Below are 23,522 nucleotides of genomic sequence, written 5' to 3'. Positions count from 1 at the left end.
TTTGCGTAGCTCTGGGTGAATCGACAGGGACTAGCAGCGGAAAACCATGCGTTGTCGCCGTACCGCATGATTCAAGCACGTCCGGCGAGAGGGCAGTGCTCACCGGACTCTCGCCGTGCGTGCCCTCATCTCCTCCGCGAAACGACGGGAAAGGCGAACTACCGAATTACGAGAGTGCCGCCCTCGCCTGAACAACCCATTCGGCGTCATTCGCCGCGTATCGCCCGGAAAGCCGGCTCGGCTCGGGAACGAGACGGTGGCCGACGACGAACCCGCCGACACTCGACTCGACGCGCCAGTCGAGGCCGAAGACGCGTCCCGTCACCTCGATGTCGCCGCTGTCCAGCCTGCACGCCGCCAGTCCCATCGCCGTGCAGACCAGGGAGAGCGTCTGCGTCAGCGCCCCGACGTTCTTGAGGACCAGCGAGTAACTCAGCCCGTTGTACTTCCTCGACAGCCTGCGGAACCGCGCGGTGATGGTGATCAGTACGGGCGGCGTCGCGTCCAGGTTCGCCGCCACCTTGCCCGTCTCCAGCAACTCGTCCACGTCCGCCGGGTCGAACCCGATCGGCTCCAGCCGGTGCCGCAGCGGATCGTAGTGGTAGATGCCCCGGGGCACGTCGGCACACCTGTCCACCGTGGCGTAGAGCTCGAGCTCATAAGAGCTCCCGCTGCTCGGGTAGGGGCGATCGCTCGTCGCGGTCGTCGAGGACTCGTCGGGCGAGCCGACCAGCGAGCGGACCCGGGCCGTCCTGTACAGCAACTCCCCCAGCTCGCCGGCCGTCAGCTGCCGCTCACCGTAGTGCCGGGTGTGCCTGCTCGCCTCGACGACCGCGGTGAGCGGCGGATCCGCCGCGAGCAGCTCACCCCACTTCGGCCGGGGCAGCGCGACGGGAGCCGGCTCCGCACCGACGGGAACCTCCGGAGGTCCCGGCTTCACGACGGGCTCGACGCTCCACTGATCCCCCATCGGGTACGTCGCCCCAAAGTCGTGATCGTGCCTGCCGAGGGTGGAACGGGTGTGGAACATGAGATCGACGGGAGTCCAGGCGACGAGGGCGGGGTCGACGTCCTCCTCGAACACCATCGGCTGGAAGGGATCCTCCTCCACGGCCTGCACCACCATCCCCGCCGCCATCAGGTAGGCGACCACGGGCCAGGACTCCGGCCCGATCGCCGAGGGGGCGACCGGGCGGATCAGCGACCCGACACCGGCCATCGCGTCGGGCCGGTGCAGGATGACGCGGTGCAGCGAGAGCGGCGACTCGACGTGGTAGTTGTTGCCGTCGGTTCTGATCAGCGCGAACCTCGACAGGCGGATCGGGTGGAGCAGGGGGACCGCCGGCAGCCGGAACCGCGCCCGCTGGGTGAGCGGGATCACCGACAGCGTCGGCTGCTCGGGATCGAAGCCGAAGGAGCGCACCACCATGTGCTGGAGACCGTCGAGGATCGCCTCCAGCTCCCGCCGTTCGTCCTCCTCGCGGATGACGTTGTCGAGCAGGATGGGCCCCAGGCTCATCCGGCGCATCGCCTCCAGCACGGCGGGTCCGGGGGACGGCAGGATCACGTCCTCCCAGCGGCTGTGCACCACCACGCTTCCGCTGTGCGGCTCCGGTTCGATGTAGACGTCCTCCCGGAACGACCACTGGGGAAATATCTGGAGCGAACCGGCATCATTGCCTTGGCCGCCGACCATCCTGTTGACTCCTGATCCGTGTTGGGACGGGAAAATGGCTACATGAACAGGGGAATCGGGTTGAGATCCTCGTACGCCGTCGCCCTGTCAAGACGTCCGAGCCGGACGGGGACGTCGTACAAACGCCCGGGGCCGAACCTCGCCCAGAAATGCCGCAGACCGGGGACGACCACCTTGACGACCGGCATCCCGATGTCGGGACGCGTCTGGTCGAGGACGAGAACCTCCAGGCCCGCCCGCCCGGCCAGTGTGACGATGTGCTCGACGTCCTCCCGCAGGTCATCTCGGGGAATGTAGGCGTAATCACTCAGCGCCCGCGGCCCCCGATCCCCGCCCGGACGCAGATAGGGCTGGTTCTCCGTCGTCGCCCTGAGCCACCAGTCCTGGATGTGATGATCTGTCTCACCGTATCCCGTCCCGTCGGCGCGTGCCCCGGCGACGGCAGGAAGCAGTTGCCCGAGTTCGGTCAGCGCGCGCCGCGCGGCGATCCGAGGGTCGAAGTGGGCACCGAACCCGAGCATGATGTCCTCGGCCGGCTTGTCGACGCGCCGCGAGATCGCCGCCATCACGGGGATGCCCAGATCCGAGGTGACGTCGAGGACCCAGAACTCCCTGCCGATGCCCTCGTAGCGCGAGCGCAGGTCGGCGATCCACGGGTCACCGAACGAGTCGAGGTCCACGGCGGGCTGACGCGTGCGGTTGTACCACCAGATGGCCACCGCGTCGCGCTCGACCAGTTCGAGGAACCCCTGGACGATCGCGTCCTCGACGCTGGAACCCGCGGCGTTCCCGTTGGAGGTCGCGCGCAGCGAAGGGTGACCGCCCCTGGTGAAGTAGAGCAGGTCGGTGGGGAGCAGGCGCTGCCGCTTCTCGGTGAGCGACCACACCGGGGTCCAGTCGACGACCTCCTCGTCGTCGAACGGCTCGGGGATGTGCTGGAAAGCCGAACTCCCGGCGTTCCAGCGGTGCCGGTCCTCGAACTGGCGCCGGTGGAAGTGCTGGCACTCGTCGGGGCGCACGGCCCGCTCACCCAGGCCGCGGAGGCTGCCGCGCACCGTCGGCTCGTCCCCGTGCCGCGATCCGCAGTGTCTCTCCACCGCCTCGCAGAGCGCGCCCACCCTCGCCTCGAGGTCGGTGCTCCCCTTGCCCCCGCTCTGCCGGCGCAGGCCGGCCCTCATCGCGGAGAGACTGTCGTCGGTGAGGGCGAGGTTCGGCCCGGAAAGGTAGCAGTGCAGGAAGGAGGGGCTGCGCGGGTCGCGCTGGATCACATCCGTGATCCCGGTGAGAGGGTCGGCCAGATGGCGGTAGCGTTCCCAGACCAGTTCGGTCTCCAGCGCGCGATGCCCGTTGCCGCCCACCGCCGCCTTACTCCTGGACGCGACGGCGACGGGCCTGCCGACGCGTTCCGCGACCAGCCCGGGGTCTCCGCAGGAAGAGCACTGCGGGCGCCTCTCCACGGGGTGCCGCACCCCCTGCAGTGAGAAGGTGTCCAGCGTCCACACGGTGTCCTGGTGCTCGTCGCGCGATCCGGCCAGCCACTTGACCGCCTCCAGCGCCGCGAACCGTGCCCCGAGGGCGCGGGTGAGGGGCAGCGACGCCTCGGGCGGGCTGACGGCACCCGTCTCCGGCGTGCTCCGCAGCCGTGTCTCCCCGCGCCGGTGCGCACGCAACCGCGTGGTCAGGCAGGACAGGCAGGGCCCCTCCCGCGGGCGGAAGATCGGGCCGATCCACAGGTCGGCGCCGACCGGCTTGACGAGCAGCCAGGGCCGCCCGTCCGCCAGTCTCCGTTCGTTGAACCGTTCGAGCTCAGGGTCGAGATAGTCGTCGCAGAGCACGAGGAACAGGGTCGCGGACCCGTCACCGTCCTCCTCGACGGTGACGTCCATCGACCGCAGCGCCTCGGCCGTGGGTCTGGTGTCGACTCCCCCCAGGGAGACGAGGTGGGCGGACGACTCCGCCAGCCCCGACGCGGCCCGGTCCGCGTCCAGCCGCCCGAGGTCCCAGTACGCCTCGGCGGCGGCGTCGGCCCTCGGGGAGGGCTCCGGGCGGCGAGGCCCGACGAGGTTCGCCTCCGCCAGCCGGCCGAGGAGCCGGCCGAGCTGCGCGGCCGGGATCCCGGGCGCCACCCGCCTGCGCACCTCGGCCAGGCTGTGATTACCGTCCAGTAGCGGCGCGAGCGCCTGAATCTGCTCACCGGACAGGGCGACCGTCCCCCGTGCCGAGGTGAGATAGACCGCCTCCCCCGGAACCGTCACCGCCCGCAGGTGGCGCTTGAATCCGATCAGCGGTGAGTTCGCCCCGTTCTCAGTGAAGTGGTTCATCCGCAGTAGGTCCAAGCGGCAACGACGGGAGCGGGGTGGTCGAGGTCCTCGATGACGAGGTCTTCCAGGAGCGCGCGCTCCACGATCCCCGTACGCGGCTCGGCCGTCTCCTCGCCGCCGAGGAGGACGCCGAGCCCCGCGAACGCGGTGCCTCCGAGGTCACCGGCGTGCCCGCCGGCGTTCTCGGACTCGGTCCAGGTCCTCATGAGGAACTCGGTGAAGGTCAGGTCCTGCTCGTTCACCCGGTCGGCCAGGGAAGCGTTCATGGTCGCCATCGCGGTCTCCTCGATCTGCGTGAGCTCGAATAAGGGAATTGTGCGCTCGACCTGGTGAGGGGAACAGTTTTCACGTCACCAAACGAACGTGAAAGTCTCACATCGCACTCGTGGCGCCGTGTGTAGGACTTCCCGCTCCCGCCGGTCTACGCTGACCGCATCCGGGCCAGGAGACTGGAGGAGATCATGGAGCAGAAGCAAATCCGCCGGCCGCAGAAAAAGCTCATCCGGGTCCCCCGGCAGAAAAAGAAGCGCGCGGCCGACTCTCGCCACACCATCGACACCCGCACTCCCAGCGGGGTCTACCTGCCCTACTAGGGCACGGCCGCGAATATCCGGAAAACGAGCGACCTCTTGCCTCAAGAGCCATGCCAACTAAATGGCTTGACACTTTCCTACTAGGTTAGCTTAAGAGGAAAAATGTACCACGACCTGCAAATAAATCGACTGAGAGCGCTGGTCACCGTAGTCGATGTCGGCGGTTTCCGAAGGGCCGCCGAGGCCCTGCACATAACGCAGCCCGCCATCAGCCAGCAAATTCGCCAGCTCAGCGGCCTCATCAAGGGCCCCATATTCACCTCGACCGGCAGGAAACTGATGCTCAGCCCGCAGGGCGAGGAGCTCCTCGGCTACGCCCGCCGTCTCGTCGCGCTCAACGACGAGGCGGTGGGCCGTTTCATCCCCCCGCCGGGAAACCAGCGGCTGTCCATCGGGATCGTCAACCAGCTCGCGGAGGCGCTTCCCGAGATCCTGCGGCTGCTCACCAAGGGCATGCCGCACACCCAGGTCAGCGTCCAGACGGGATTGAGCGAATCCCTGGAGAGCCGGGTGAGCACCGGCCAGCTGGATCTCGCGCTGCTCCTGCAGACGAGACCGCACCGGAGCGGCGCCACCAGCCAGGAGCTCGGCCACATGCGAATGGACTGGTTCGGGCGCCCGGCCCACGGTGAGGGCGCCGCGCTCCCGCTCACGCTCTTCACCGAGCCGTGCACGCTGCGCGGCCGCATCGTGGACGCGCTCGAGGAGTCGGCCGTCCCGTGGCGTGTCGGCTACGAGGGCGCCGAACTCGTCGGACTGCGCGCGGCCGCCAAGGCCGGCCTGGGCGTGGCATGCCTCGTCGCCAACGGCGACGAGCTCTGGGGCCTGCCCAAGGCGGCCAGGCTCACCCTTCCCTCCCCGCCCGGCCCCCTGCCGGTGACCATGGCCCTGTCCGCCGGCGCCGCGTCCTCGGGGTACGTCCCGATCGCCCGCAAGGCATTCCAGCAGTCACTGCGCGACTACCCCTTCGCCGGCTGAGGCGACCCAACCCCTGCCCCCGGTCGACCGAATCGGCCGACCTTGACCCAGTCGACCGAACCGGCCGTTCCCGCCCCTGGCCGACCGACCGGCCGGCCCCGTCCCCGAAGGTTCCCACCGGGTGACTCATCCTGAAGATGCCGGATGAATCACCCCGATGGCGCCGGGTGGCCTCACCCCGGCGGCGTCTCCTCGTCTCCTCCACCCGGGGTGAGGACCTCCACACTCAGGAAGCCTCGATGATCCCCGCCGCGCGGGTGGTCCCGTCCGCCGGATCGATCAGCAGGCAGGAGCCCGTCGTACGGGAGTGCGCGTAGGGATCGACCGCGAGGGGCTCGGTGGTGCGCAGCACGACACTCGCGATCTCGTTCACGGCGAGGCTGTCCGCGCCCGGGGCGCAGGTGAGCTCCCCGAGCGCGGCGGAGGGCACGATGTCCTCGACGACCGCCTGGACCGTCCTGGTGGTGTGCTTGACCAGCACCCGTTCCCCGACGCGCAGGGCGCGCTCGTGCAGGTGACAGGTGGTCACCCGAAGCTCCCAGGTGAGGGCGGGCGCCGCGTCCTCCGGCACGATGAGGGAACCCCTTGAGACGTCGATGTCGTCACGCAGGCGCACGGCGACCGACTGCGGCGCCCACGCCGTGTCGACCGGATCGCCGAGCACGTCGATCGCCTCCACCGTGGACGTCTGCCCGCCGGGGAGCACCGTGACCCGCTCGCCGACCCGCAGGACGCCGTTGGAGATCTGGCCGGCGTAGGCACGGCGGCCGTTCGCCCGGATCACGTACTGGACGGGAAGCCGGGCGGGCGTCCCCGAGGGGTCGGTGCCCACCCGCACGGTCTCCAGGAGCTCCATGATCGTGGGCCCGGTGTGCCAGTCCATGTTCGGCGAGGGGGTGACGATGTTGTCGCCGGTGAGCGCGGAGATCGGGATCGCGGTCACCTCGCCGATCCCGAGGCCGGAGGCGTACCGGGTGAACTCCTCGGCGATCGCCGCGAACACCTCCTCGTCCCAGCCGACGAGATCCATCTTGTTCACGGCCAGCACGACGTGGGGCACCCGCAGGAGCCCGGCGACGGCGGCGTGCCGCCTGGTCTGCGAGGCGACGCCGTTGCGGGCGTCGACGACGATGAGCACCAGCTCCGCGGTCGAGGCGCCGGTGACCATGTTGCGGGTGTACTGCACGTGTCCCGGCGTGTCGGCGAGGATGAAGCGCCTGCGCGCGGTGGCGAAGTAGCGGTACGCGACGTCGATGGTGATCCCCTGCTCACGCTCGGCGCGCAGGCCGTCCGTGAGCAGGGCGAGGTCGGCGGTCTCCCGCCCCTGCTTGCGCGAGGCGCTCTCCACCGCCTCCAGCTGGTCGGCGAGGATCGACTTGGAGTCGTACAGCAGCCGGCCCACGAGGGTGGACTTCCCGTCGTCCACGGATCCGGCGGTGGCGAAGCGAAGCAGTGTGGTGGTCATCAGAAGTACCCCTCCCGTTTGCGGTCCTCCATGGCGGCCTCGCTCAGCTTGTCGTCGGCGCGGGTGGCCCCTCGCTCGGTCAGCCGTGAGGAGCGGATCTCCTCGATGACCTCCTCCAGGGTGGCGGCGCCGGAGTCGACGGCGCCCGTGCACGACATGTCGCCGACCGTGCGGTACCGCACGAGACGCCGCTCCAGGCGTTCGTCCCTCCTCGGGCCGCCCCACGCGCCGGGGGCGAGCCACATGCCCCGGCGTGAGAAGACCTCACGCTCGTGCGCGAAGTAGATCGGCGGCAGCTCGATGCCCTCGGAGAGGATGTACTGCCACACGTCCAGCTCGGTCCAGTTCGACAGCGGGAAGACGCGGACGTGCTCGCCGGGCGAGTGGCGGCCGTTGTAGAGGTTCCACAGCTCGGGCCGCTGCCGTCGCGGGTCCCAGCCGCCGAAGTCGTCGCGCAGCGAGAACACCCGCTCCTTGGCGCGGGCCTTCTCCTCGTCCCGCCGCCCGCCGCCGAAGACCGCGTCGAAGCGGTTCTTCTCGATGGCTTCGAGCAGCGGCACCGTCTGCAGCGGGTTGCGTGAGCCGTCGGGCCGTTCGGCCAGCTCACCCCGGTCGATGTAGTCCTGGACCGAGGCGACCTTCAGCCGCAGCCCGTACTCGGCGACGACGCGGTCCCGGTAGGCGATGACCTCGGGAAAGTTGTGGCCGGTGTCGACGTGCAGCAGCGGGAACGGCACCGGCGCGGGGGCGAACGCCTTGCGCGCCAGGTGGAGCATGACGATGGAGTCCTTGCCCCCGGAGAAGAGGATGACCGGCCGGTCGAACTCCCCGGCCGTCTCCCTGAAGATGTGGGCGGCCTCCGACTCCAGCGCGGCCAGGTGGGACAGCTGGTAGGTGTGGTCGACGGTCTCGTCGACGGCGATCGTTGTCATCGTGATGTCCTCTCTCCTGCGGCGGCCGCGACGGTCACGAGGGCGGCGGCTTCGACGTCCTCGAAGGTGCCGGTTCCGTTCGCGGTCTCGGCGGCTTCGACGGGCCGGGCGCCGTTGACGCCCGCAGCGTTTCCCGGGCTTCCCGGGCTTCCGGGGCTTCCCACGGTTCCGGTGTCCGCGGTTCCTTCGGCGGCGGACGGCGTGGCCCGCGGGCGGCCCTCCGCCACCCAGTTCGCGACCGCCCTGGCCAGCACGGTCCTGGAGCGCCGGAACTCCTCGGCGTCGAGGTGCTCGTCCGGTGTGTGGTCGAGCGCGGCGTCCCCCGCGCCGTAGGCGACCATGGGCACTCCCCGCCAGGTGGTGGCGAGGGTGTTCATGTCACTGCTCCCCTTCTTCGCGAGGAACCTCGGGGCCACGCCCTCCTCCCTGAAGGCGCGCGAGAACGCCTTCACGAGCGGGCTGGTACGGGAGGTGATCACTCCGGGTGTGGCGCGGAGCACCTGCACGGCGACCGGCCCCGCGACCCGGTGGACGAGGTCGACGAGGTGTTCCAGGTCCAGGGTCGGCGGGACCCGCACGTCGATGACGGCCTCGCCCACCTGGACGTCCCCGCCGTTCCTGGCGTGGATGCCGAGCACGGCCACCAGCGCCTGCGGGTCGGCCGCGCCGATCTCGTCGCGGAGCCGGCTCAGCACGTCCACCAGCCGGTCGGCGGCGGTGGTGACCCCCTGCCCCGCGGTGTGCCCGACGCTGTGGCCGACCCGCAGCCGCACCTTGCACAGGCCGTAGTAGCCGATGGTGAGGGCCTTCTCGCCGCTGGGCTCGCCCACGATCACCGCGTCCGCCGGGTAGTGGTCCCTGGCGTGGAAGGCCCCCGCCGAGGTGACCTCCTCCTCGACCGCGCCGATGACGCGCACCTGCGCCCAGCTCGGCACGTCCATCTCCACCAGGGTCTCCAGGTAGGCGACGAGGCTCGCCTTGGCGTCGACGCAGCCCCTGCCGCTGATCGTGAGCCCGTCCCAGCGCACCGGCCACCGGTGCGGCACGGTGTCGAGGTGTCCGAGCATGAGCAGCCGCCGGTCGCCCGAGCCGCGGGTGGCCACGAGGTTGCCGGCCGCGTCGATCTCCGCGTGGACGCCGCGCTCGGCGCACCACTCCACCAGGTATTCGGCGAGCTCCCGCTCGTCGGCCGACACCGAGGAGATCTCCACGGTTCGCGACAGGAGCGACAGGTCGGGTGCGGGTGGCCGGACGCGCCAGAAGCGCGTCCCCGACGCGGGGGACAGGGTGTGCGGCCCGGTTATCGCGACGTCGGCGCTCCCGTCGAGGGCGATCTCCGCCGCGCGTACCTTCTGCCGCATCCTGCCGCGCGCGAACCGTTCCCCCTCGCCGCGTACCACGTCGACGAGGCGACTCGCCCGGTCCTCGGGATCGCCGAGCAGGCCGGGTGTGCCGGTGACGAGGCGCAGGTGGTCGGCGTCGAGGGCGTTGGCCAGCTCGGCGGCGAGGACGTCGGCGTCGACGTTGAGCGCGGAACCGCCCGCGCCGTCGGCGACGGGCGGCGAGAGGCACACCACGTCGAACGCGTCGAGCAGCGCCTGGACCCGGTCCGCGGCCACGTCGGTCACGGTGCCCGCCCGGTGGTCGCGGACCACCGTCGTCCTGCCGTCCACCACGGCCCGCAGCGGCCGGTTGGCCAGGGCGCTCACCAGTGCCCCGTCCCGCGCGACCGAGGTGAAGACGGTGAGTCCGCGCGCGGTGAGCGCGTCGCGCACGCGCGGCAGCGTCACCCGCTCGTACGCGTCCACGATGTGCGGCATCTCCTCGGGAGGGCAGTAGCGCACCGCGCTGTCGCCTCGCAGGCTCAGCGTCCTGACGGGACGGCCGATGTCGGCGTAGTGCCGCGCGATGCCGGCCGCGCCGCCCGCGACGAGGAGCACGCGGGCGCCACGGCGGCGCAGCAGGGCCACCTCGTCGAAGAGCGCGTCGTGGCCGAGACTCGCGCTCCCTATCTTGACTACGTAGAGTGCCGCCTTGCGCGTGCTGGCGACGTGTCCGAGTACGGACATCTTTCGCTCCTCCTCAGCTTTCCGGCCCTTCAGCCGATGTCTTCGACCGGTGCTTCCGTCCGATGCCTTCGGCCGACTCTTCGGTCGGCGCCTCCGGCCGACGTCTTCCGTCGACGTGTCCTGTCGGCGTCTTCCATCGGCGTGTCCTGTCGGCGTGCTCCGTCGGCGTGCTCCGTCGGCGTGCTCCGTCGGCGTGCTCCGTCGGCGTCTTCCGTCGACGTGTTCCGTCGGCGTTCGGCCGGCGCCTTCAGCCGATGCCGCGGGTGTTGCCTCCGTCGGCCACGAAAACCGTGCCCGTGACGTACGAGGCCTGGTCGCTGGCGAGCATGGCGGCCAGCGCGCCGAAATCCGCCACGTTCCCGATCCTGCCGAGGGGGATCCGCTCGGCGACGCGGGCGATCTCCGTCTCCACGTCCGCGCCGAACTGCTCGTCGAGGATGGGGGTGCGGTGGAAACCCGGGGCGAGGATGTTGACCGTGACCCCGTTCGCGCCGAGCGCGTGCACCAGGCCCTTCATGTAGCCGAGCAGGCCCAGCCGGGCCACCGACGACAACCCGCTCTCGGGGTGGGGCTGGCGCACGGACTCGGAGGCGATCATCAGCATGCGCCCCCAGCCGCCCTCCTTGACGAAGGGCAGCGCCGCGAGGGTGATGCTCACGTGCGGCAGGAGGTTCCCGTCGATCGCCGCGCGGTAGTCGGCGACCTGGAAGCTGTCGACGGGTCCGAACGGGACCCCGCCGGTATTGGTCACCACGACGTCGAGGCCGCCGAACGTGTCCGCGGTCCGCCGCACCCATTCGGCGGCGGCCCGCTCGTCGCACAGGTCCACCGGGGTGCTGAGCACCTCGCCCGTTCCCATCGCGTTGACCTCGACGTGGGCGAGGGCGAGCCTCGCGGGGTCACGACCGCAGATCGAGACGTTCGCTCCCTCCGCCGCGAGGGCCTTGGCGACGGCCAGCCCGAGCCCGCTGCTCGAAGCCGCCACCAGTGCCACGCGCCCTTTAAGCCGAAGGTCCATGAAATGGCTCCCTAATTCTCGTGCCTACCTGGTCGGCAGGATCGGGTACCCGTAGCGGGTGAGCAGCGGCAAGGCGGGCGCGGTCGCGGCGGCGATCTCCCGCGCGGACAGCCTGGTGCGCCAGCGCTCGTCGGAACGGATCACCGTGTCGCCCTTGGACAGCCGGTCGGGGTTGCCGGTCACCGTGTGGTTCTCCCCGAGCGAGACCAGGCCGGTCTCGTCGACCGGCGGCTCTCCCGCCAGTCCGGCGAAGCGCATGACCCGCGCCAGGACCTCTCGCGGCCGGGCGCAGAGGTCCTCGTGCACGACCCTCAGGTAGCGGTCGGGGGCGGCCGCTCCGACGAGTTCGGAGGCGGTGTTGAACGCGCTCCAGTACCCGCTGCTGCGGGCGGGGCTCATCGGGTCGATGTAGTCCTTGGCGTTCTTGTAGGAGAAGGCCGTCGCGCGGGGGTCTCGCACCATGTGCAGCACCCGGACGTCCAGGTCCGCGCGTCCCAGCAGCGCGGCGGCCTCGGCGGGATACTTCGAGCCGTCCACGATCAGGCGCTCGCCGCCTCGCTCCGCCAGCGTCCGGTAGATGGAGGCGGTGCGTCCAAGCGCCTCCTCGACCCCGGGCGCCGTCCTCGCCTTCCCCCTCGCCTCGGCGAGGCGGTCGCGGGTGTGGCGGGTACGCAGCAGGGAGCGCTGCAGGATCGTCATCCGGCGCGCGGCGCCGATCCCCGCCACATCGCCGTCCCCGAGGACCGGGGACCAGACGTCGCACGCGGTGAGGTCCCTGCCGCAGCCGCAGGTGGAGTTCGTCCCGGCGTTCAGCACGCCGTTCTGCCACAGGTAGTGCAGCTCGCCGGCGTGCAGGACGCCGGGAAGCTCGCCGAGGACGTTGCCGAGCAGGGTGCTGCCGCTGCGCATCCACCCGGTGATGTACAGGATCCGCGGGTCACCCACGGCGACCACCCCACGAGAGCGTGATCAGGTGCTGCGGCAGGTGCACGGCGAGGCCGACGCGGCTGCTCGCCTCGACGAGGTCGGCGCCGTCGCTCCCGGCGCCGCGTCGCAGCGTGATGGAGGAGACGCCCGGCAGCAACAGGGTGAACGCGGCGCGGAAGTCTCCCATGAGCAGGGTGTCCTTCGGGATCATGCGTGTCCTCGACACGGTGATCCCGGCGACGGCGAGGCGGGCGAGCATGCCCGTCCGCACCATCTCCCAGTAGACGGCGGGGTGGGCGACGATGCCGTCGCACGAGCCGCCGGTCTCCTCCACCTCGGCGGCGGTCTGGGTGACCGCCTCCTCAAGGGCGAGGTCGGTCTCGCGGTGGCGGGTGTCCGGCAGCCGGAGCAGCCCGGTGATCGCGCCGTCGCCGGTGCCGTGCAGCAGCGCCTCGTTCTCCGCCACCGACAGCCGGACGAGCACGCGGTAGTCGACGTACGGGGCGAGCAGGGCCGGCTTGTCGAGGATTCCCTCGGGGAGCGGAACGGAGACGGTGAGGTCGGTGAGCCGCGCCTCCTCCAGCCTCGGCGCGAAGGCCGCCTCGGGGGTGGCGGCGTAGGAGACGCCCGACTCGCTCACCGCTCCCCGAGGGGGCTCGTAGACGTAGGGCGCCGGGTCGCCGGCCACGGGCGCGGTCTTCAGCAGGTGGCGTACCGGATAGCGGGGACGGGAGGCGAAGAGCGGGAACGACGCGGGCAGGTGCGTGCCGAAGGACACCACCAGGTCCTCGCGCTCGTCGGTGTCGGCACGGTCGCGGGCCACGCCCACGGCCGCCGCGAACTCCTCGCCGGGGGTGCGCGCCACGGTTCCGAGGTCGAATTCAAGATCGGATGGAGCCGGGTGGGCACCGTTGCCGTTGACGGCAGGACTCTCTGCGATTCCTCGCATTACCCCTCCTTCTGGAGCTGTTCCGGAGACGCCCTGCGTCGGTGCTCCGGACGTTCGCCTGGTGTGCCGGCGATGAGGAAAAAGCCGGAAATAATCATCACTAGCGAGCTTAATCATCCGACATGGACATTTTCGGCCCCTAGCCAAGAAGCGATGCTTATGAGGTAATAGCCCGATAGTTATGAGATCGCCCTATAAGCGAGCACATTCATTCCGAGCAAAAGCGCTTATTAGATGTTTTATGCGGAATCGGGTTACGGTTTATGCGAGAAATAACTCACATCAACCGACAGGGATGAGCCCATGCAGAAAGTTCTGAACGGTCCGGAGTGCCCCGAGTGCTCGGCCGAGGTGCCGATCGACGGGGACGCCCGGGTGAGCGAGATCGTCGAGTGCCTGGACTGCCGGAGCGAGCTGGAGATCGCCTCCGTCCAGCCGCCGACGCTCATGCTCGCACCGGACGTCGAAGAAGACTGGGGCGAGTGACACAGGGAGCTGTGCCGTGGATTCCGTAGCACCCCACCTCGCCGTCCTCGCCTCGCGAGTGCGGTTCGAGGAGAAGAACATCATGGCCGCGCTCGAACGGCGCGGCGCCAGGTTCGAACATCTGGATCCCAGGTCGCTGTTCGTCGCGAACGGCTCCCCCTGGAGCGGACCGAACCTCGTCCTCAACCGCGAGGTCGGGCACTTCCGCGCCCTGTACGCGGCGAGTGCCCTGGAGTCGGCGGGGGTGACGGTGCTCAACAGCGCCGCCGCCACGCATCTCAGCGGCGACAAGTGGCACACGTCGGCGGCCCTGCTGAAAAGCGGGCTGCCGACGCCCAGGACCGCGCTGGCGATGACGTCGGAGGCGGCGCTGGAGGCCCTGGACACGATCGGCTACCCGGCCGTGATCAAGCCACTCGTCGGCTCCTGGGGCCGGCTGGTGACCAGGGTCACCGACCGCGCCGTGGCGACGGCCGTGCTCGAACACGTCGCCGCACTGCCCTCGCCGCAGTCGCACGTGATCTACCTGCAGGAACAGGTGCCCAAGGCCGACCGCGACATCCGCGTCCTCGTCGTGGGCGGCGAGGCGCTCGGCGCGACCTACCGCAAGGGAGAGGAGTGGCGTACCAACGTGGCGAGGGGCGCGGTGAGCGAGTACTGCCCGCTCGGCCCCGACCACGTCAAGCTCGCGGTCGCCGCCGCGGAGGCGGTCGGCGCCGACATCGCGGGCGTCGACCTCATCGAGGACATGGACGGGCACCTCACCGTGCTCGAAGTCAACGACCGGGTGGAGTTCCGGGGCTTCCAGCAGGCCCACGGCTCCAGGGTCGACGTGGCGGACGCCATCGCGGCCCATCTCATCGCGAGGGGGGAGACATGACACGCGTCGCGGTCGTCGGGGCCGCCGGCTACATCGGCGGCGAGCTCCTGCGCATCCTGACCACCCATCCGAAGGTCGAGCTGGCCGCCGCCACCTCGCGGCGCCTGCAAGGCCGCCAGATCGACGGCGTCCACCCGAACCTGAGGGGAAGGACCCGGCTCACCTTCTGCCCCGAGGACCGGCTCGACCACTACGACGTGCTGTTCCTCGCCACCCCGCATCGAGAGACGATGCGCCGGATGCCGGAGTTCCTCGACATGGCCGACACGGTCATCGACCTGTCCGGCGACTTCCGGCTGAGGTCCACCGACACCTACGAGAGCTACTACGGGCTCCCGCACGAGGCCGTCGACCTGCTCGGCACCTTCGTGCCCGGCATACCGGAGTTCCACCGGGACCGCCTGCGGACGGCCGACCGGATCAGCGTGCCCGGCTGCATGGCGAACGCCGGGATCCTCGCGCTCACCCCGCTGGCCGAGGCCGGGCTGATCAGGGACGAGATAACGGTCGACGCCAGGACCGGTTCCAGCGGTGCCGGAGCGACCGCGGGCTCGGAGAACCTGCACGCCGAACGCAGTGGCGCGCTCAGGGTCTTCGCCCCGACGCGACACCGGCACGAGGCGGAGATCTCCCAGGCGACCGGGCTCCCGGTCCGGATGACCGCGACCGGAGTGGAGGCCGTACGAGGAGTGCAGCTCGTCTGCAGGGCACGCCTCGCCGACGGCGTCACCGAGCGCGACATCCGCTCCGCCTACCGGGGACGCTACGGCGACGAGCCGTTCGTCCGGGTGGTCGCCCAGCGGCGCGGCCTGCACCGGTTCCCCGACGCGAAGATCCTGTCCGGTTCCAACTTCTGCGACGTCGGCTTCGCCCTGGACCCGGGGGCGTCCGACGTGACGGTGATCGCGGCCCTGGACAACCTGGTCAAGGGCGGTTCCGGGAACGCGGTGCAGTGCATGAACATCCGGCTCGGCCTGCCCGAGCCCCTCGGGCTCGACTTCACCGGCCTGCATCCGAACTGACCGAGGCGAAAGGAGTAGACATGAGCGGCATCTCCACCCTGCCGGGTGCGATCCGAGCCGGGCAGAAGGCCGATCCGGCCGCGATGACCGGCCGGATCAGGGAACACATCGTGAACATGTGCGCGAGTCCCGAGGGCGGGCACCTGGGGGGTTCCATGTCCCTCGTCGAGGTCCTCGCCACCCTGTACTTCCGGATCATGCGAATCGACCCTCGGAATCCGGGCTCGCCCGACCGCGACATGCTGCTGCTGAGCAAGGGGCACGCGGGCATCGCCCTGTACGCGACCCTCTGCGAGGCCGGCTTCTTCCCCTCAGAGCGGCTCACCGACTACGCGCGGCCGGGCAGCGCCTTCATGGCCCACCCCCACGCCGAGGTCCCCGGCGTGGAGATGCCGTCCGGCTCCCTCGGTCACGGCCTCGCGCTGGGGGTCGGGGTGGCGCTCGCGGCCAGGCTCGACGGCTCCGACCGCCGGTGCTTCGTGGTCATGGGCGACGGCGAGCTCCAGGAGGGCTCGGTCTGGGAGGCGGCGAGTGTGGCCGCGAGCCACGGGCTGGAGAACCTCACCGCCGTGGTCGACCGCAACCGCCTCCAGATCACCGGCGCGACGGATTTCGTCAACAACCTGGAACCCCTCGCCGACCGGTGGCGGGCCTTCGGCTGGCACGTCAGAGAGGCGGACGGCCACGACGTCGCCGCGCTGACCGAGGCGCTCACCGCGCCGCCCGAGCCGGGACGTCCCACCCTGATCATCGCCCACACCGTCAAAGGCAAGGGCCTGCCCTTCATCGAGGGCCAGGCACGCAGCCACTACGCCAAGCTGGGCGACCGCCAGCACCGCCGCGCGCTCTCCGCCCTGCGTGCCACCCCGGAAGGAGAACGGCGATGACCGCCACCACCCTCAAGACGCGCTCGTCCCGCGAGGTCTACCGCGACGTGCTCGTGGAACTCATGCCGGACGACGAGCGGCTGGTCTGCCTGGACAGCGACACCGGCCTGTTCGGCGGGGTCGACTTCGGCGAGGCGGCCGACAGGTACCTCAACCTGGGCATCGCCGAGCACACCCTCATGGGCGCCGCCGCCGGGCTCGCCAAGGAGGGGCGGGTGCCCGTCGTGAACACGATGGCGGCGTTCGCCTCCACCCGGGCGCTGGAGGCCGTCAAGGTCGACATCGCGCTCAACAACCTGCCCGTCCGCATCGCCGCGACCCACTCCGGAGTGTCGGGCGGCCATCTCGGCCCCACCCACCACTCGCTGGAGGACCTGGCCGTGATGCGGAACCTGCCGAACATGACCGTCGTCGTCCCCGCGGACGAGGCCACCACGGACGAGCTGTTCCGCCAGGCCCTCGCCCTGCCGGGTCCCGTCTACTTCCGGCTGGGCCGCAACGCCACCCCCGACCTCCCGGAAGGGCCGCCCGTGCGAATCGGGCAGGCCCAGATCCTGCGGGAGGGCGGCGACGTCACGCTCGCCGCCTGCGGCCCGTACCCGGTGCTCGCCGCCCTCGACGCCGCGGACCTGCTGGAGCGGGACGGCATCGCGGCGTCGGTGATCCACGTACACACGGTCAAGCCGCTGGACACGGCGACGCTCGCCGCCGCGGCGAGCACGACCGGCGTCGTGGTCACGGTCGAGGAGCACTGGCGCGCCGGCGGCTTCGGCGCCGCCGTCGCCGAGAACCTCTCGGAGATCCTGCCGGTCAGGGTGTGCCGGGTGGCGATGCCCGACGCGTTCGTCCCGGTCGCCGGGAGCCAGAAGTACCTCCTGGAGCGGGGCGGCATCACGCCCCAGGCCGTGGCCGCGCGGGCCAGGACCGCCCTGGGCAGAACGAGGAGGAGCCGATGAAGGAGGACTTCCGGCGCTCGGGCCAGTGGCGCGACGAGACCGTCCTCGACGACCTCCGGCGTTCCGTCGCGAACCACCCGGACAAGCCGGCGCTGGTCTGCTACCGGGACGGCGCCGCGGAGACGGTGACCTACGCCGAGCTCGCCCGGCGCGTCGACCGTCTCGCGGCGAGCCTGGTGCGGCTGGGCGTGGGACGCGGTGACGTGGTGACCCTGCAGCTGCCCAACTCCTGGCAGCTCGTCGCGTCGATCCTCGCGTGCGCGCGGATCGGCGCCGTGGCGGGCCCGGTCGTCCCCATCATGCGCAGGCGCGAGGTCGAGTTCATGACCCGGCTCACCGAGAGCCCGGTCTACATCGCGGCGACGGAGTTCCGCGGCTTCTCGTACGCGGACATGAGCGCCGAGGTCGCCCGTGCCGTCCCGAGCCTGCGCCACCGGGTGCTGCTCGGCGGCGGTGCCGGCAGCGGCAGCGGCGAGGGCGACGGCGGTAGGGGTGGGGCGCTGGACTTCGACCGCGACCTCCTCGGCCCCGAGCCCACCGCCGAGGAGGTCGAGGCCCTCGACGCCCTCGAAGCCGGCCCGGACGACCCCGCCCAGGTCGTGTTCACCTCGGGCACGACCGGTGAGCCGAAAGGCGTCGTGCACAGCCACAACACCCTGTACTCGATGAACAGGGCACAGGCCGACGTGCTTCACCTCACCGGCGACGAGGTGACGGCGATGGGGTCCCCCACGACCCACCAGGCCGGTTACACCTGGAACTTCCTCATGCCGCTCATCCTCGGCGCGACGGCCGTGCAGGTGGACGCGTGGGACCCGGCCGTGATGCTGCGGATCCTGGAGGAGCGGAGGGTCACGTTCTTCATGGGCGCGCCCACGTTCCTCTCCGACCTCATCGAGGCGCAGCGCACCGGTCCGAGGGACCTGTCGGCGCTGCTCACGTTCGCCACCGGCAGCGCGCCGATCGCGCCGCTCCTCGTGGAGGACGCGCGGGAGGTCCTCGGCTGCCGGGTGTACGCCCTGTGGGGCATGAGCGAGAACGGCTGCGTGACGATCACCCGTCCCGAGGACCCGCCGATGCGCGCGGCCGAGAGCGACGGCACCCCCGTACCGGGGATGGAGGTCCGGATCGTCGGCCGAGGGGGCGAGCCGGTGGCCGCGGGACAGCCCGGCCTGCTCCAGGTCCGCGGTGCCGCCCAGTGCCTCGGCTACTTCCGCCGCCCCGAGGTGTACGCCGAGTCGCTCACCGAGGACGGCTGGTTCGACACCGGGGACCTGGCCCGCGAGGACGGCTACGGAGGCATCCGGATCACCGGCCGGGTCAAGGACGTCATCATGCGCGGCGCGGAGAACATCCCCGTCGTGGAGGTGGAGGCGGCCCTGCTGCGGCACCCCTCCGTCAAGGACGTCGCGGTCGTCGGCTACCCGGACCGGCGGCTGGGCGAGCGCGCCTGCGCGATCCTCGTCACGGCGGACTCCTCGGCGGCCTCCCCGCTCACCCTCGACGACATGCGCGGCCACCTCTCCGGCCTCGGCATGGCCAAGCAGTACTGGCCCGAGCGGCTGGAGATCGTGCCGTCGCTGCCGAGAACCCCCTCCGGGAAGATCCAGAAATTCGCCTTGCGCGACCGGCTCCGGGCTTAGGACACCACATGGACTTCGAATTCACCAGTGATCAGCAGGCGCTCGCCAAGCGGGTGCGGGAGTTCGCGGCCGACAGGATCGCCCCGTACCGCCGGGAGAGCGACGTGCGGCGCGAATACCGTCCGGGGCTCCTCGCCGAGTTGGGCGAGGAGGGTCTGTTCGCGCTCCGGATGCCCGAGGAGTACGGAGGGCTCGGGCTCGACGCGACGAGCGCGGGCATCGCCCTTGAGGAGCTGGCGGCGGCGGACCTGTCCGTCTGCTATCCCGTGCTCAACGCCGCCCTCATCGGCGGTGTCCTCGCGGCGAACTGCGCTCCGGAGCAGCTGGCGGGCTGGCTGCCGCCGATCTCCCGCGGTGAGTCGATCGTCGCGCTCTGCCTCACCGAGCCCGGCCACGGCACCGACGCCGCGGGCATCGAGATGCGCGCCGAGCCCGACGGCGACGGATGGGTGCTGAACGGCGAGAAGACCTCCATCATGATCGCCGCCTACGCCACGCACGGCCTCGTCTTCGCGCGTACGGGGGAGGCCGGAGCGCACGGCATCACCGCCTTCTACATCCGGCTCGACCAGGCGGGGGTGAGCCGCGAGACCCTCCCCGACCTCGGCTGCCGGTCCGGCGGGCGCGGCAGGTTCGTCTTCGACGGCGTCCGCGTCGGCCCCGAGGACGTGGTCGGGCAGCCGGGACTCGGCTTCGCGGCGGTCATGCGCGGGTTCGGCGTCTCGCGGGCGTACATCTCGCTGATGGCGCTCGGGGTCGCCAAGGCCGCGCTCGACGAGGCCATCGCCCACGCGGGCGCCAGGGAGGCGTTCGGCCGGCCCATCGGCACCTTCCAGGCGGTCGCCTTCCCCCTGGTCGAGCACGCGACCATGCTGCACGCGGCGCGGCTGGTGTCCTTCGAGGCGCTGTGGCGCGCCGACAACGGCATGGACCCGCGGATCCCCTCCAACATGGCCAAGTGGTGGGCGCCGAAGGCGGCGATGGAGGCCGTCCACCAGTCCCTGCTGACCATGGGCCACCTCGGCTGGGCCGAGGACGGGCCGATCGCGCAGCGGCTCAGGGACGTCATCGGGCTCCAGCTCGCGGACGGCACCGCGGCGGCCACCAAGCTCGTCGTCGCGAGGAAGCTCCTCGGCCGGGAGAACGCGCCGTGACTCCCGGACGACACGACCGGTGGGGGCGGTCCGACCGCCCCCACCGGCATGATCGCGGGCGTCGCGGCGGGCCGGTGTCGTCCCACGGCTTCCGAGACGTGTTCCCGCTCCCGGCCCACGCCCGAGGTGACGCCGCCTGACTCGGACATGCCTGACCTGCGCGCGAGGTGACGCCGTCTGACCCGGATGTGTCCCCCTGCCCTCGTGCGAAGCGACGCCGTCGGAGTCGGACGTGAGGTGACATCGGCGGACTCGGACATGCCTGATCTGCACGCGAGGTGATGCCGCCCGACCTGGGCGTATCGCCGTTCCCGGCCCACGTGCGAGGTGACGCGCCGGACGTACCCGGCAGGAGACCACTTGGTCCGCGCGGCTCAGCCGCTCTCGCTGTGGACCCGCTTCGTCTCGCGGTAGGTGCGCATCTTGGACCGCGTCCCGCACACCGCCATCGAGCACCAGCGGCTGCCCTTGTTTCGCGACCGGTCGTAGAAGATCCACTCGCATCGGTGCTCGCCGCACGCCTTGAGACGCTGCCAGGAGCCGTCGGCGACGGCGCCGGCGACGGCCGCGAGCACCCTGGCCAGGGCTCCGCGCACATCGGTGAGCGCGGGCCGCAGGCCGAGCTCCCCCGTCTCCCCTTCGAACCCCACGACGAGCGGGCAGTCACGCGCGATGTGCTCGATCGTGCGGCGGGCCTGGAGGTCGGGGGGGCCGCCGTTGTTCTCCCGCAGGAGCGCGCGCAACGCCTCCCGCAGGGTCACGGCGTCGCGGCGGTCGAGCTCGCCCGGCTCCACCCTCGGGTCACCGAGGCCGTTGCGCTCCAGCCAGATGGTGAGACCCTCCACGGTGGCCAGATAGTCAGGCCCGAACTCCACGTTCACGCTGTTGACGAACGCCTGCACCAGTGCGAGCGGGCCCGGTGCCACGGCCCTGTCTCCCGGTTGTCGCTTCATCCTGACAATTTTACTATTGAACTACCTTTGCCGGTAGTGCGCTACCGATGATTTAACGGCGATCCAGCAGGACTCACGACGCAGGATCCCTTCCTTTCCTCAACATGCGACGTTCGCATCCCGAAAAGGAGCTCTTATCACACCCCCGTTGCCCTACTCCTGTTACCGCCTTAGCGTAATTGCTGGTAACCGAGAAACGGCCAACCGCGAGTTCCGGAGCGCGAAGGGAAACGACGTGACGACCGAGGTCCACCCCGCCCGCATCGGCGGCAGGGAGATCACCGGCGACACGCGTCCCCCTGGAACGTCCCGAGGCCTCGGCACGGAAAGGACTCTCAGCGATGCGGTTCGATGACATCTGGATCTCCGGCACGGGCGGCACGCTCGGCGACCGGGTGCCCATAACCCGGGCCGTCGAGGACGGTTCGTACTCGGCCGAGGTCGCCGAGAGCACCGGAATGATCTCCGTCGCCCAGTCCTCGCAGGCTCCCCCCGAGATGGCCGTGACCGCCGGCAGGCAGGCGCTCAAGGAGGCCGCCGCCCACGGGACGGAGATCGGCCCCGACACCCTCTACCTGCACAGCCACAGCCACTTCCAGGGCATCGACATGTGGCCCGCGGCCTGCTGGATCGGCGGGGAGCTGCTGGGCACCCGGATGGCCGGGATGCCGATGACCGTCTCCGCGGCGTCGAACGGCTCCCTCGCCTGCCTGGAGATCGCGGCGAGCATGCTGGCGGGACGCCCCGAACTCCCCTCCGCCCTCATCACGGTCGCGGACCGCTTCGCCCCTCCCACCGACCGCTGGTACCTCTCCCCCGGCATGGTCTTCGGTGACGGCGCCGCCTCGGCGGTGGTCACCCGGGGCCGTGGCCGACTGAGGCTGCTGTCCTGCGCCTCGCAGACCGACACCGCCCTCGAAGGACTCTCGCGCGGCGACGAGCCGTTCCGTACGGCTCCCGAACCGCACCCCGACATGAGGCGCAGGACCCGGGAGTTCCTGACGCGCGGCGAGCTGTCGCTGCGCGACGTCCGCGCGAGGTCGGCGGCCGGGACCGCCGGCGTCGTCTCCACGGCACTGGCCGACGCCGGCCTGTCCATGGACGAGATCGACTGGCTCGTCACACCGTTCGTCGGGCGGACCCTGTTCAGGGAGAGCTTCGTACGACCCCTGAAGAGCATTCCCGGCAACACCCTGGCCGAACTCGGGCTCACGATCGGGCACCTCGGTCCCGCCGACCAGCTCTACGGCCTGCACCACCTGTTGAACGAGGACCTGCTGGAGCCGGGAGCACGGGTGCTCCTCATCGGCACCGGAATGGGATTCACCTTCTCCGCGGCGGTTCTCGCGGCGGACAACGCCTGACCACTCCACCGGAAGGAACCCCGCAATGACCATCACCCACACCCCCGACGTGCTGCCCTCCCTCATCGACTCCCTCGACTCCCGCGTCACCCCGGTCGACCGGCTTTTCTCGCCCGCGGCGCTGCGGGAGGAGATCCCGGTCTCGTCCACCGCCAGGGAGACCGTCCTCGGCGGCCGGTACGGGGTCACCCAGGTGCTGAACGGCGAGGACGACCGGCTCGTCGTGGTCGCCGGCCCGTGCTCCATCCACGACCCCTGCGCCGCCCTGACCTACGCCGAGCGGCTCTCCGAGCTCGCGCGGCAGGTGTCCGGCTCGCTCGTGGTCGTCATGCGGGTCTACATGGAGAAACCGCGGACCCGCCTCGGCTGGAAGGGCCTCATCAGCGACCCCCACCTCGACGGTTCGCACGACCTCAACAGCGGACTGCGCCTGGCGCGAGGGCTGATGCTGGACATCCTGGAGACCGGCCTGCCGATCGGCTGCGAGTTCCTCGACCCGCTCACCCCCCGCTACTTCGCCGACGCCGTGTCCTGGGGCTCGATCGGTGCCCGCACCGTCCAGAGCCAGGTGCACCGGCAGCTCACCAGCGGGCTCAGCATGCCCGTCGGCATCAAGAACGCGACGAGCGGCCACGTGGAGGACGCGGTCGACGCCATCGTCGCCGCCTCGAAGGGACACGTGTTCCCGGGCATCGACGACGACGGCGTCGTCTCGATCGTCTCCACCAGCGGGAACCCCGACTGCCACGTCGTCCTGCGCGGCGGCAGCACGGCCCCCAACTACAGCCCCTCCGACGTGGCCGGCGCCCTCGCACTGCTGAAGAAGGCGGGCCTGCCCCAGCGCCTCTTCATCGACGCCAGCCACGGCAACAGCGGCAAGGACCACGAGCGGCAGCCCCTCGTCGCCGCGGACATCGCGCACCGTATCGCCGGCGGGGAGACCGGCATCGCCGGGATCATGCTGGAGAGCTTCCTCGCCGCGGGCCGGCAGGACCTGATCCTGGGCCGGACGGACAGCCTCGCGTACGGGCAGAGCGTGACCGACGCCTGCGTGGACTGGGACCAGACCACCCGCATGATCCACGGACTCGCCGAGGCCGTCGAGGCCGGGCGTGCCCTGCGGCGGACCGGTGCCGAGGGCATCTCCTCACAGGTCGAGCTCGCCCTCCCCTCCCCGCTGCCGGCTCTCGCCTGAGACCTCCGACCCGCTATTTCGAGAGGAACGATTC

General features: G+C 70.8%; 21 protein-coding genes. 11 read left to right on the top strand and 10 right to left on the bottom strand.

Annotation, left to right across the window (positions count from 1 at the left end; all coding sequences use genetic code 11):
* Positions 1–166: 166 nt before the first annotated feature.
* The 3 genes from ACFY3D_RS33925 to ACFY3D_RS33915 are packed head-to-tail and all read right to left on the bottom strand — an operon-like array spanning position 167 to position 4,292.
* Positions 167–1,696 carry a SagB family peptide dehydrogenase gene (locus ACFY3D_RS33925; protein ID WP_350945194.1) on the bottom strand — a complete coding sequence of 510 codons (1,530 nt, stop codon included), beginning with the start codon at positions 1,694–1,696 and terminating at the stop codon, positions 167–169.
* Between the two features lie 38 nt (positions 1,697–1,734).
* Positions 1,735–4,017 carry a TOMM precursor leader peptide-binding protein gene (locus ACFY3D_RS33920; protein ID WP_389987278.1) on the bottom strand — a complete coding sequence of 761 codons (2,283 nt, stop codon included), beginning with the start codon at positions 4,015–4,017 and terminating at the stop codon, positions 1,735–1,737.
* A complete protein-coding gene (locus ACFY3D_RS33915) occupies positions 4,014–4,292 on the bottom strand; it encodes a hypothetical protein (RefSeq protein WP_389987275.1) in 279 nt (92 codons plus the stop codon). The genes ACFY3D_RS33920 and ACFY3D_RS33915 overlap by 4 nt, the downstream gene beginning before the upstream one ends.
* A 186-nt stretch (positions 4,293–4,478) precedes the next feature.
* Here ACFY3D_RS33915 and ACFY3D_RS33910 point away from each other — a divergent pair, with 186 nt between their 5' ends.
* Positions 4,479–4,610 carry a hypothetical protein gene (locus ACFY3D_RS33910; protein ID WP_350945191.1) on the top strand — a complete coding sequence of 44 codons (132 nt, stop codon included), beginning with the start codon at positions 4,479–4,481 and terminating at the stop codon, positions 4,608–4,610.
* Between the two features lie 102 nt (positions 4,611–4,712).
* Positions 4,713–5,588 carry a LysR substrate-binding domain-containing protein gene (locus ACFY3D_RS33905; RefSeq protein ID WP_389987272.1) on the top strand — a complete coding sequence of 292 codons (876 nt, stop codon included), beginning with the start codon at positions 4,713–4,715 and terminating at the stop codon, positions 5,586–5,588.
* Positions 5,589–5,814: 226 nt separating this feature from the next.
* Here ACFY3D_RS33905 and ACFY3D_RS33900 read toward each other — a convergent pair whose 3' ends face one another.
* From ACFY3D_RS33900 to ACFY3D_RS33875, 6 genes are all read right to left on the bottom strand, one after another.
* Positions 5,815–7,053 (bottom strand): sulfate adenylyltransferase subunit 1, encoded by a 1,239-nt coding sequence (locus ACFY3D_RS33900; RefSeq protein ID WP_389987269.1) that lies wholly within the window; start codon positions 7,051–7,053, stop codon positions 5,815–5,817.
* On the bottom strand, positions 7,053–7,985 hold the full coding sequence (gene cysD, locus ACFY3D_RS33895) for a sulfate adenylyltransferase subunit CysD (RefSeq protein ID WP_389987266.1): 933 nt from the start codon (positions 7,983–7,985) through the stop codon (positions 7,053–7,055). The genes ACFY3D_RS33900 and cysD overlap by 1 nt, the downstream gene beginning before the upstream one ends.
* Positions 7,982–10,054 carry a M20/M25/M40 family metallo-hydrolase gene (locus tag ACFY3D_RS33890; protein ID WP_389987263.1) on the bottom strand — a complete coding sequence of 691 codons (2,073 nt, stop codon included), beginning with the start codon at positions 10,052–10,054 and terminating at the stop codon, positions 7,982–7,984. The genes cysD and ACFY3D_RS33890 overlap by 4 nt, the downstream gene beginning before the upstream one ends.
* Positions 10,055–10,301: 247 nt before the next feature.
* On the bottom strand, positions 10,302–11,072 hold the full coding sequence (locus ACFY3D_RS33885) for an SDR family oxidoreductase (protein WP_350945186.1): 771 nt from the start codon (positions 11,070–11,072) through the stop codon (positions 10,302–10,304).
* A 24-nt stretch (positions 11,073–11,096) separates the two neighbouring features.
* Positions 11,097–12,017 carry a sulfotransferase gene (locus ACFY3D_RS33880; RefSeq protein ID WP_389987260.1) on the bottom strand — a complete coding sequence of 307 codons (921 nt, stop codon included), beginning with the start codon at positions 12,015–12,017 and terminating at the stop codon, positions 11,097–11,099.
* Complete coding sequence (locus tag ACFY3D_RS33875) at positions 12,010–12,948, bottom strand: family 3 encapsulin nanocompartment shell protein (protein ID WP_389987257.1); 939 nt, start codon at positions 12,946–12,948, stop codon at positions 12,010–12,012. The genes ACFY3D_RS33880 and ACFY3D_RS33875 overlap by 8 nt, the downstream gene beginning before the upstream one ends.
* Positions 12,949–13,251: 303 nt before the next feature.
* Here ACFY3D_RS33875 and ACFY3D_RS33870 point away from each other — a divergent pair, with 303 nt between their 5' ends.
* The 7 genes from ACFY3D_RS33870 to ACFY3D_RS33840 are packed head-to-tail and all read left to right on the top strand — an operon-like array spanning position 13,252 to position 19,976.
* Positions 13,252–13,434 carry a lysine biosynthesis protein LysW gene (locus tag ACFY3D_RS33870; protein ID WP_350945183.1) on the top strand — a complete coding sequence of 61 codons (183 nt, stop codon included), beginning with the start codon at positions 13,252–13,254 and terminating at the stop codon, positions 13,432–13,434.
* Positions 13,435–13,450: 16 nt separating this feature from the next.
* Positions 13,451–14,314 carry a RimK family alpha-L-glutamate ligase gene (locus ACFY3D_RS33865; RefSeq protein ID WP_350945182.1) on the top strand — a complete coding sequence of 288 codons (864 nt, stop codon included), beginning with the start codon at positions 13,451–13,453 and terminating at the stop codon, positions 14,312–14,314.
* A complete protein-coding gene (gene argC / locus ACFY3D_RS33860; protein ID WP_389987254.1) occupies positions 14,311–15,336 on the top strand; it encodes an N-acetyl-gamma-glutamyl-phosphate reductase in 1,026 nt (341 codons plus the stop codon). Before ACFY3D_RS33865 ends, argC begins: the two co-directional genes overlap by 4 nt.
* 20 nt (positions 15,337–15,356) lie before the next feature.
* Entirely contained in the window at positions 15,357–16,223 is an 867-nt protein-coding gene (locus tag ACFY3D_RS33855; protein WP_389987250.1) for a transketolase, read from the top strand.
* Complete coding sequence (locus tag ACFY3D_RS33850; protein ID WP_389987247.1) at positions 16,220–17,179, top strand: transketolase family protein; 960 nt, start codon at positions 16,220–16,222, stop codon at positions 17,177–17,179. The genes ACFY3D_RS33855 and ACFY3D_RS33850 overlap by 4 nt, the downstream gene beginning before the upstream one ends.
* A complete protein-coding gene (locus ACFY3D_RS33845) occupies positions 17,176–18,822 on the top strand; it encodes an AMP-binding protein (protein ID WP_389987244.1) in 1,647 nt (548 codons plus the stop codon). Before ACFY3D_RS33850 ends, ACFY3D_RS33845 begins: the two co-directional genes overlap by 4 nt.
* 8 nt (positions 18,823–18,830) lie before the next feature.
* Positions 18,831–19,976: an acyl-CoA dehydrogenase family protein gene (locus tag ACFY3D_RS33840; RefSeq protein ID WP_350945177.1), complete on the top strand. Its 1,146-nt coding sequence runs from the start codon at positions 18,831–18,833 to the stop codon at positions 19,974–19,976.
* Positions 19,977–20,350: 374 nt separating this feature from the next.
* On the opposite strand, the gene ACFY3D_RS33835 is transcribed toward ACFY3D_RS33840, so the two are convergent.
* Positions 20,351–20,929 carry a CGNR zinc finger domain-containing protein gene (locus tag ACFY3D_RS33835; protein ID WP_350945176.1) on the bottom strand — a complete coding sequence of 193 codons (579 nt, stop codon included), beginning with the start codon at positions 20,927–20,929 and terminating at the stop codon, positions 20,351–20,353.
* A 341-nt stretch (positions 20,930–21,270) separates the two neighbouring features.
* Between ACFY3D_RS33835 and ACFY3D_RS33830 the strand changes: the two genes are divergently transcribed.
* Entirely contained in the window at positions 21,271–22,293 is a 1,023-nt protein-coding gene (locus tag ACFY3D_RS33830) for a ketoacyl-ACP synthase III family protein (RefSeq protein ID WP_362926139.1), read from the top strand.
* A gap of 25 nt (positions 22,294–22,318) precedes the next feature.
* On the top strand, positions 22,319–23,488 hold the full coding sequence (locus tag ACFY3D_RS33825) for a 3-deoxy-7-phosphoheptulonate synthase (protein ID WP_389987241.1): 1,170 nt from the start codon (positions 22,319–22,321) through the stop codon (positions 23,486–23,488).
* The last annotated feature ends 34 nt before the right edge of the window (positions 23,489–23,522 follow it).

It is taken from the genome of Streptosporangium sp. NPDC000509, assembly GCF_042898365.1.
Classification (GTDB): domain Bacteria; phylum Actinomycetota; class Actinomycetes; order Streptosporangiales; family Streptosporangiaceae; genus Streptosporangium.
This window is presented reverse-complemented; position numbering and strand designations above follow the sequence as displayed.

What these genes read in the sequence shown, in the direction of transcription:
- ACFY3D_RS33925 (WP_350945194.1), bottom strand. Translation starts at nt 1,696, where the DNA reads ATGGTCGGCGGCCAAGGCAATGATGCCGGTTCGCTCCAGATATTTCCC.
- ACFY3D_RS33920 (WP_389987278.1), bottom strand. Translation starts at nt 4,017, where the DNA reads ATGAACCACTTCACTGAGAACGGGGCGAACTCACCGCTGATCGGATTC.
- ACFY3D_RS33915 (WP_389987275.1), bottom strand. Translation starts at nt 4,292, where the DNA reads ATGGCGACCATGAACGCTTCCCTGGCCGACCGGGTGAACGAGCAGGAC.
- ACFY3D_RS33910 (WP_350945191.1), top strand. Translation starts at nt 4,479, where the DNA reads ATGGAGCAGAAGCAAATCCGCCGGCCGCAGAAAAAGCTCATCCGGGTC.
- ACFY3D_RS33905 (WP_389987272.1), top strand. Translation starts at nt 4,713, where the DNA reads ATGTACCACGACCTGCAAATAAATCGACTGAGAGCGCTGGTCACCGTA.
- ACFY3D_RS33900 (WP_389987269.1), bottom strand. Translation starts at nt 7,053, where the DNA reads ATGACCACCACACTGCTTCGCTTCGCCACCGCCGGATCCGTGGACGAC.
- cysD (WP_389987266.1), bottom strand. Translation starts at nt 7,985, where the DNA reads ATGACAACGATCGCCGTCGACGAGACCGTCGACCACACCTACCAGCTG.
- ACFY3D_RS33890 (WP_389987263.1), bottom strand. Translation starts at nt 10,054, where the DNA reads ATGTCCGTACTCGGACACGTCGCCAGCACGCGCAAGGCGGCACTCTAC.
- ACFY3D_RS33885 (WP_350945186.1), bottom strand. Translation starts at nt 11,072, where the DNA reads ATGGACCTTCGGCTTAAAGGGCGCGTGGCACTGGTGGCGGCTTCGAGC.
- ACFY3D_RS33875 (WP_389987257.1), bottom strand. Translation starts at nt 12,948, where the DNA reads ATGCGAGGAATCGCAGAGAGTCCTGCCGTCAACGGCAACGGTGCCCAC.
- ACFY3D_RS33870 (WP_350945183.1), top strand. Translation starts at nt 13,252, where the DNA reads ATGCAGAAAGTTCTGAACGGTCCGGAGTGCCCCGAGTGCTCGGCCGAG.
- argC (WP_389987254.1), top strand. Translation starts at nt 14,311, where the DNA reads ATGACACGCGTCGCGGTCGTCGGGGCCGCCGGCTACATCGGCGGCGAG.
- ACFY3D_RS33855 (WP_389987250.1), top strand. Translation starts at nt 15,357, where the DNA reads ATGAGCGGCATCTCCACCCTGCCGGGTGCGATCCGAGCCGGGCAGAAG.
- ACFY3D_RS33850 (WP_389987247.1), top strand. Translation starts at nt 16,220, where the DNA reads ATGACCGCCACCACCCTCAAGACGCGCTCGTCCCGCGAGGTCTACCGC.
- ACFY3D_RS33845 (WP_389987244.1), top strand. Translation starts at nt 17,176, where the DNA reads ATGAAGGAGGACTTCCGGCGCTCGGGCCAGTGGCGCGACGAGACCGTC.
- ACFY3D_RS33840 (WP_350945177.1), top strand. Translation starts at nt 18,831, where the DNA reads ATGGACTTCGAATTCACCAGTGATCAGCAGGCGCTCGCCAAGCGGGTG.
- ACFY3D_RS33835 (WP_350945176.1), bottom strand. Translation starts at nt 20,929, where the DNA reads ATGAAGCGACAACCGGGAGACAGGGCCGTGGCACCGGGCCCGCTCGCA.
- ACFY3D_RS33830 (WP_362926139.1), top strand. Translation starts at nt 21,271, where the DNA reads ATGCGGTTCGATGACATCTGGATCTCCGGCACGGGCGGCACGCTCGGC.
- ACFY3D_RS33825 (WP_389987241.1), top strand. Translation starts at nt 22,319, where the DNA reads ATGACCATCACCCACACCCCCGACGTGCTGCCCTCCCTCATCGACTCC.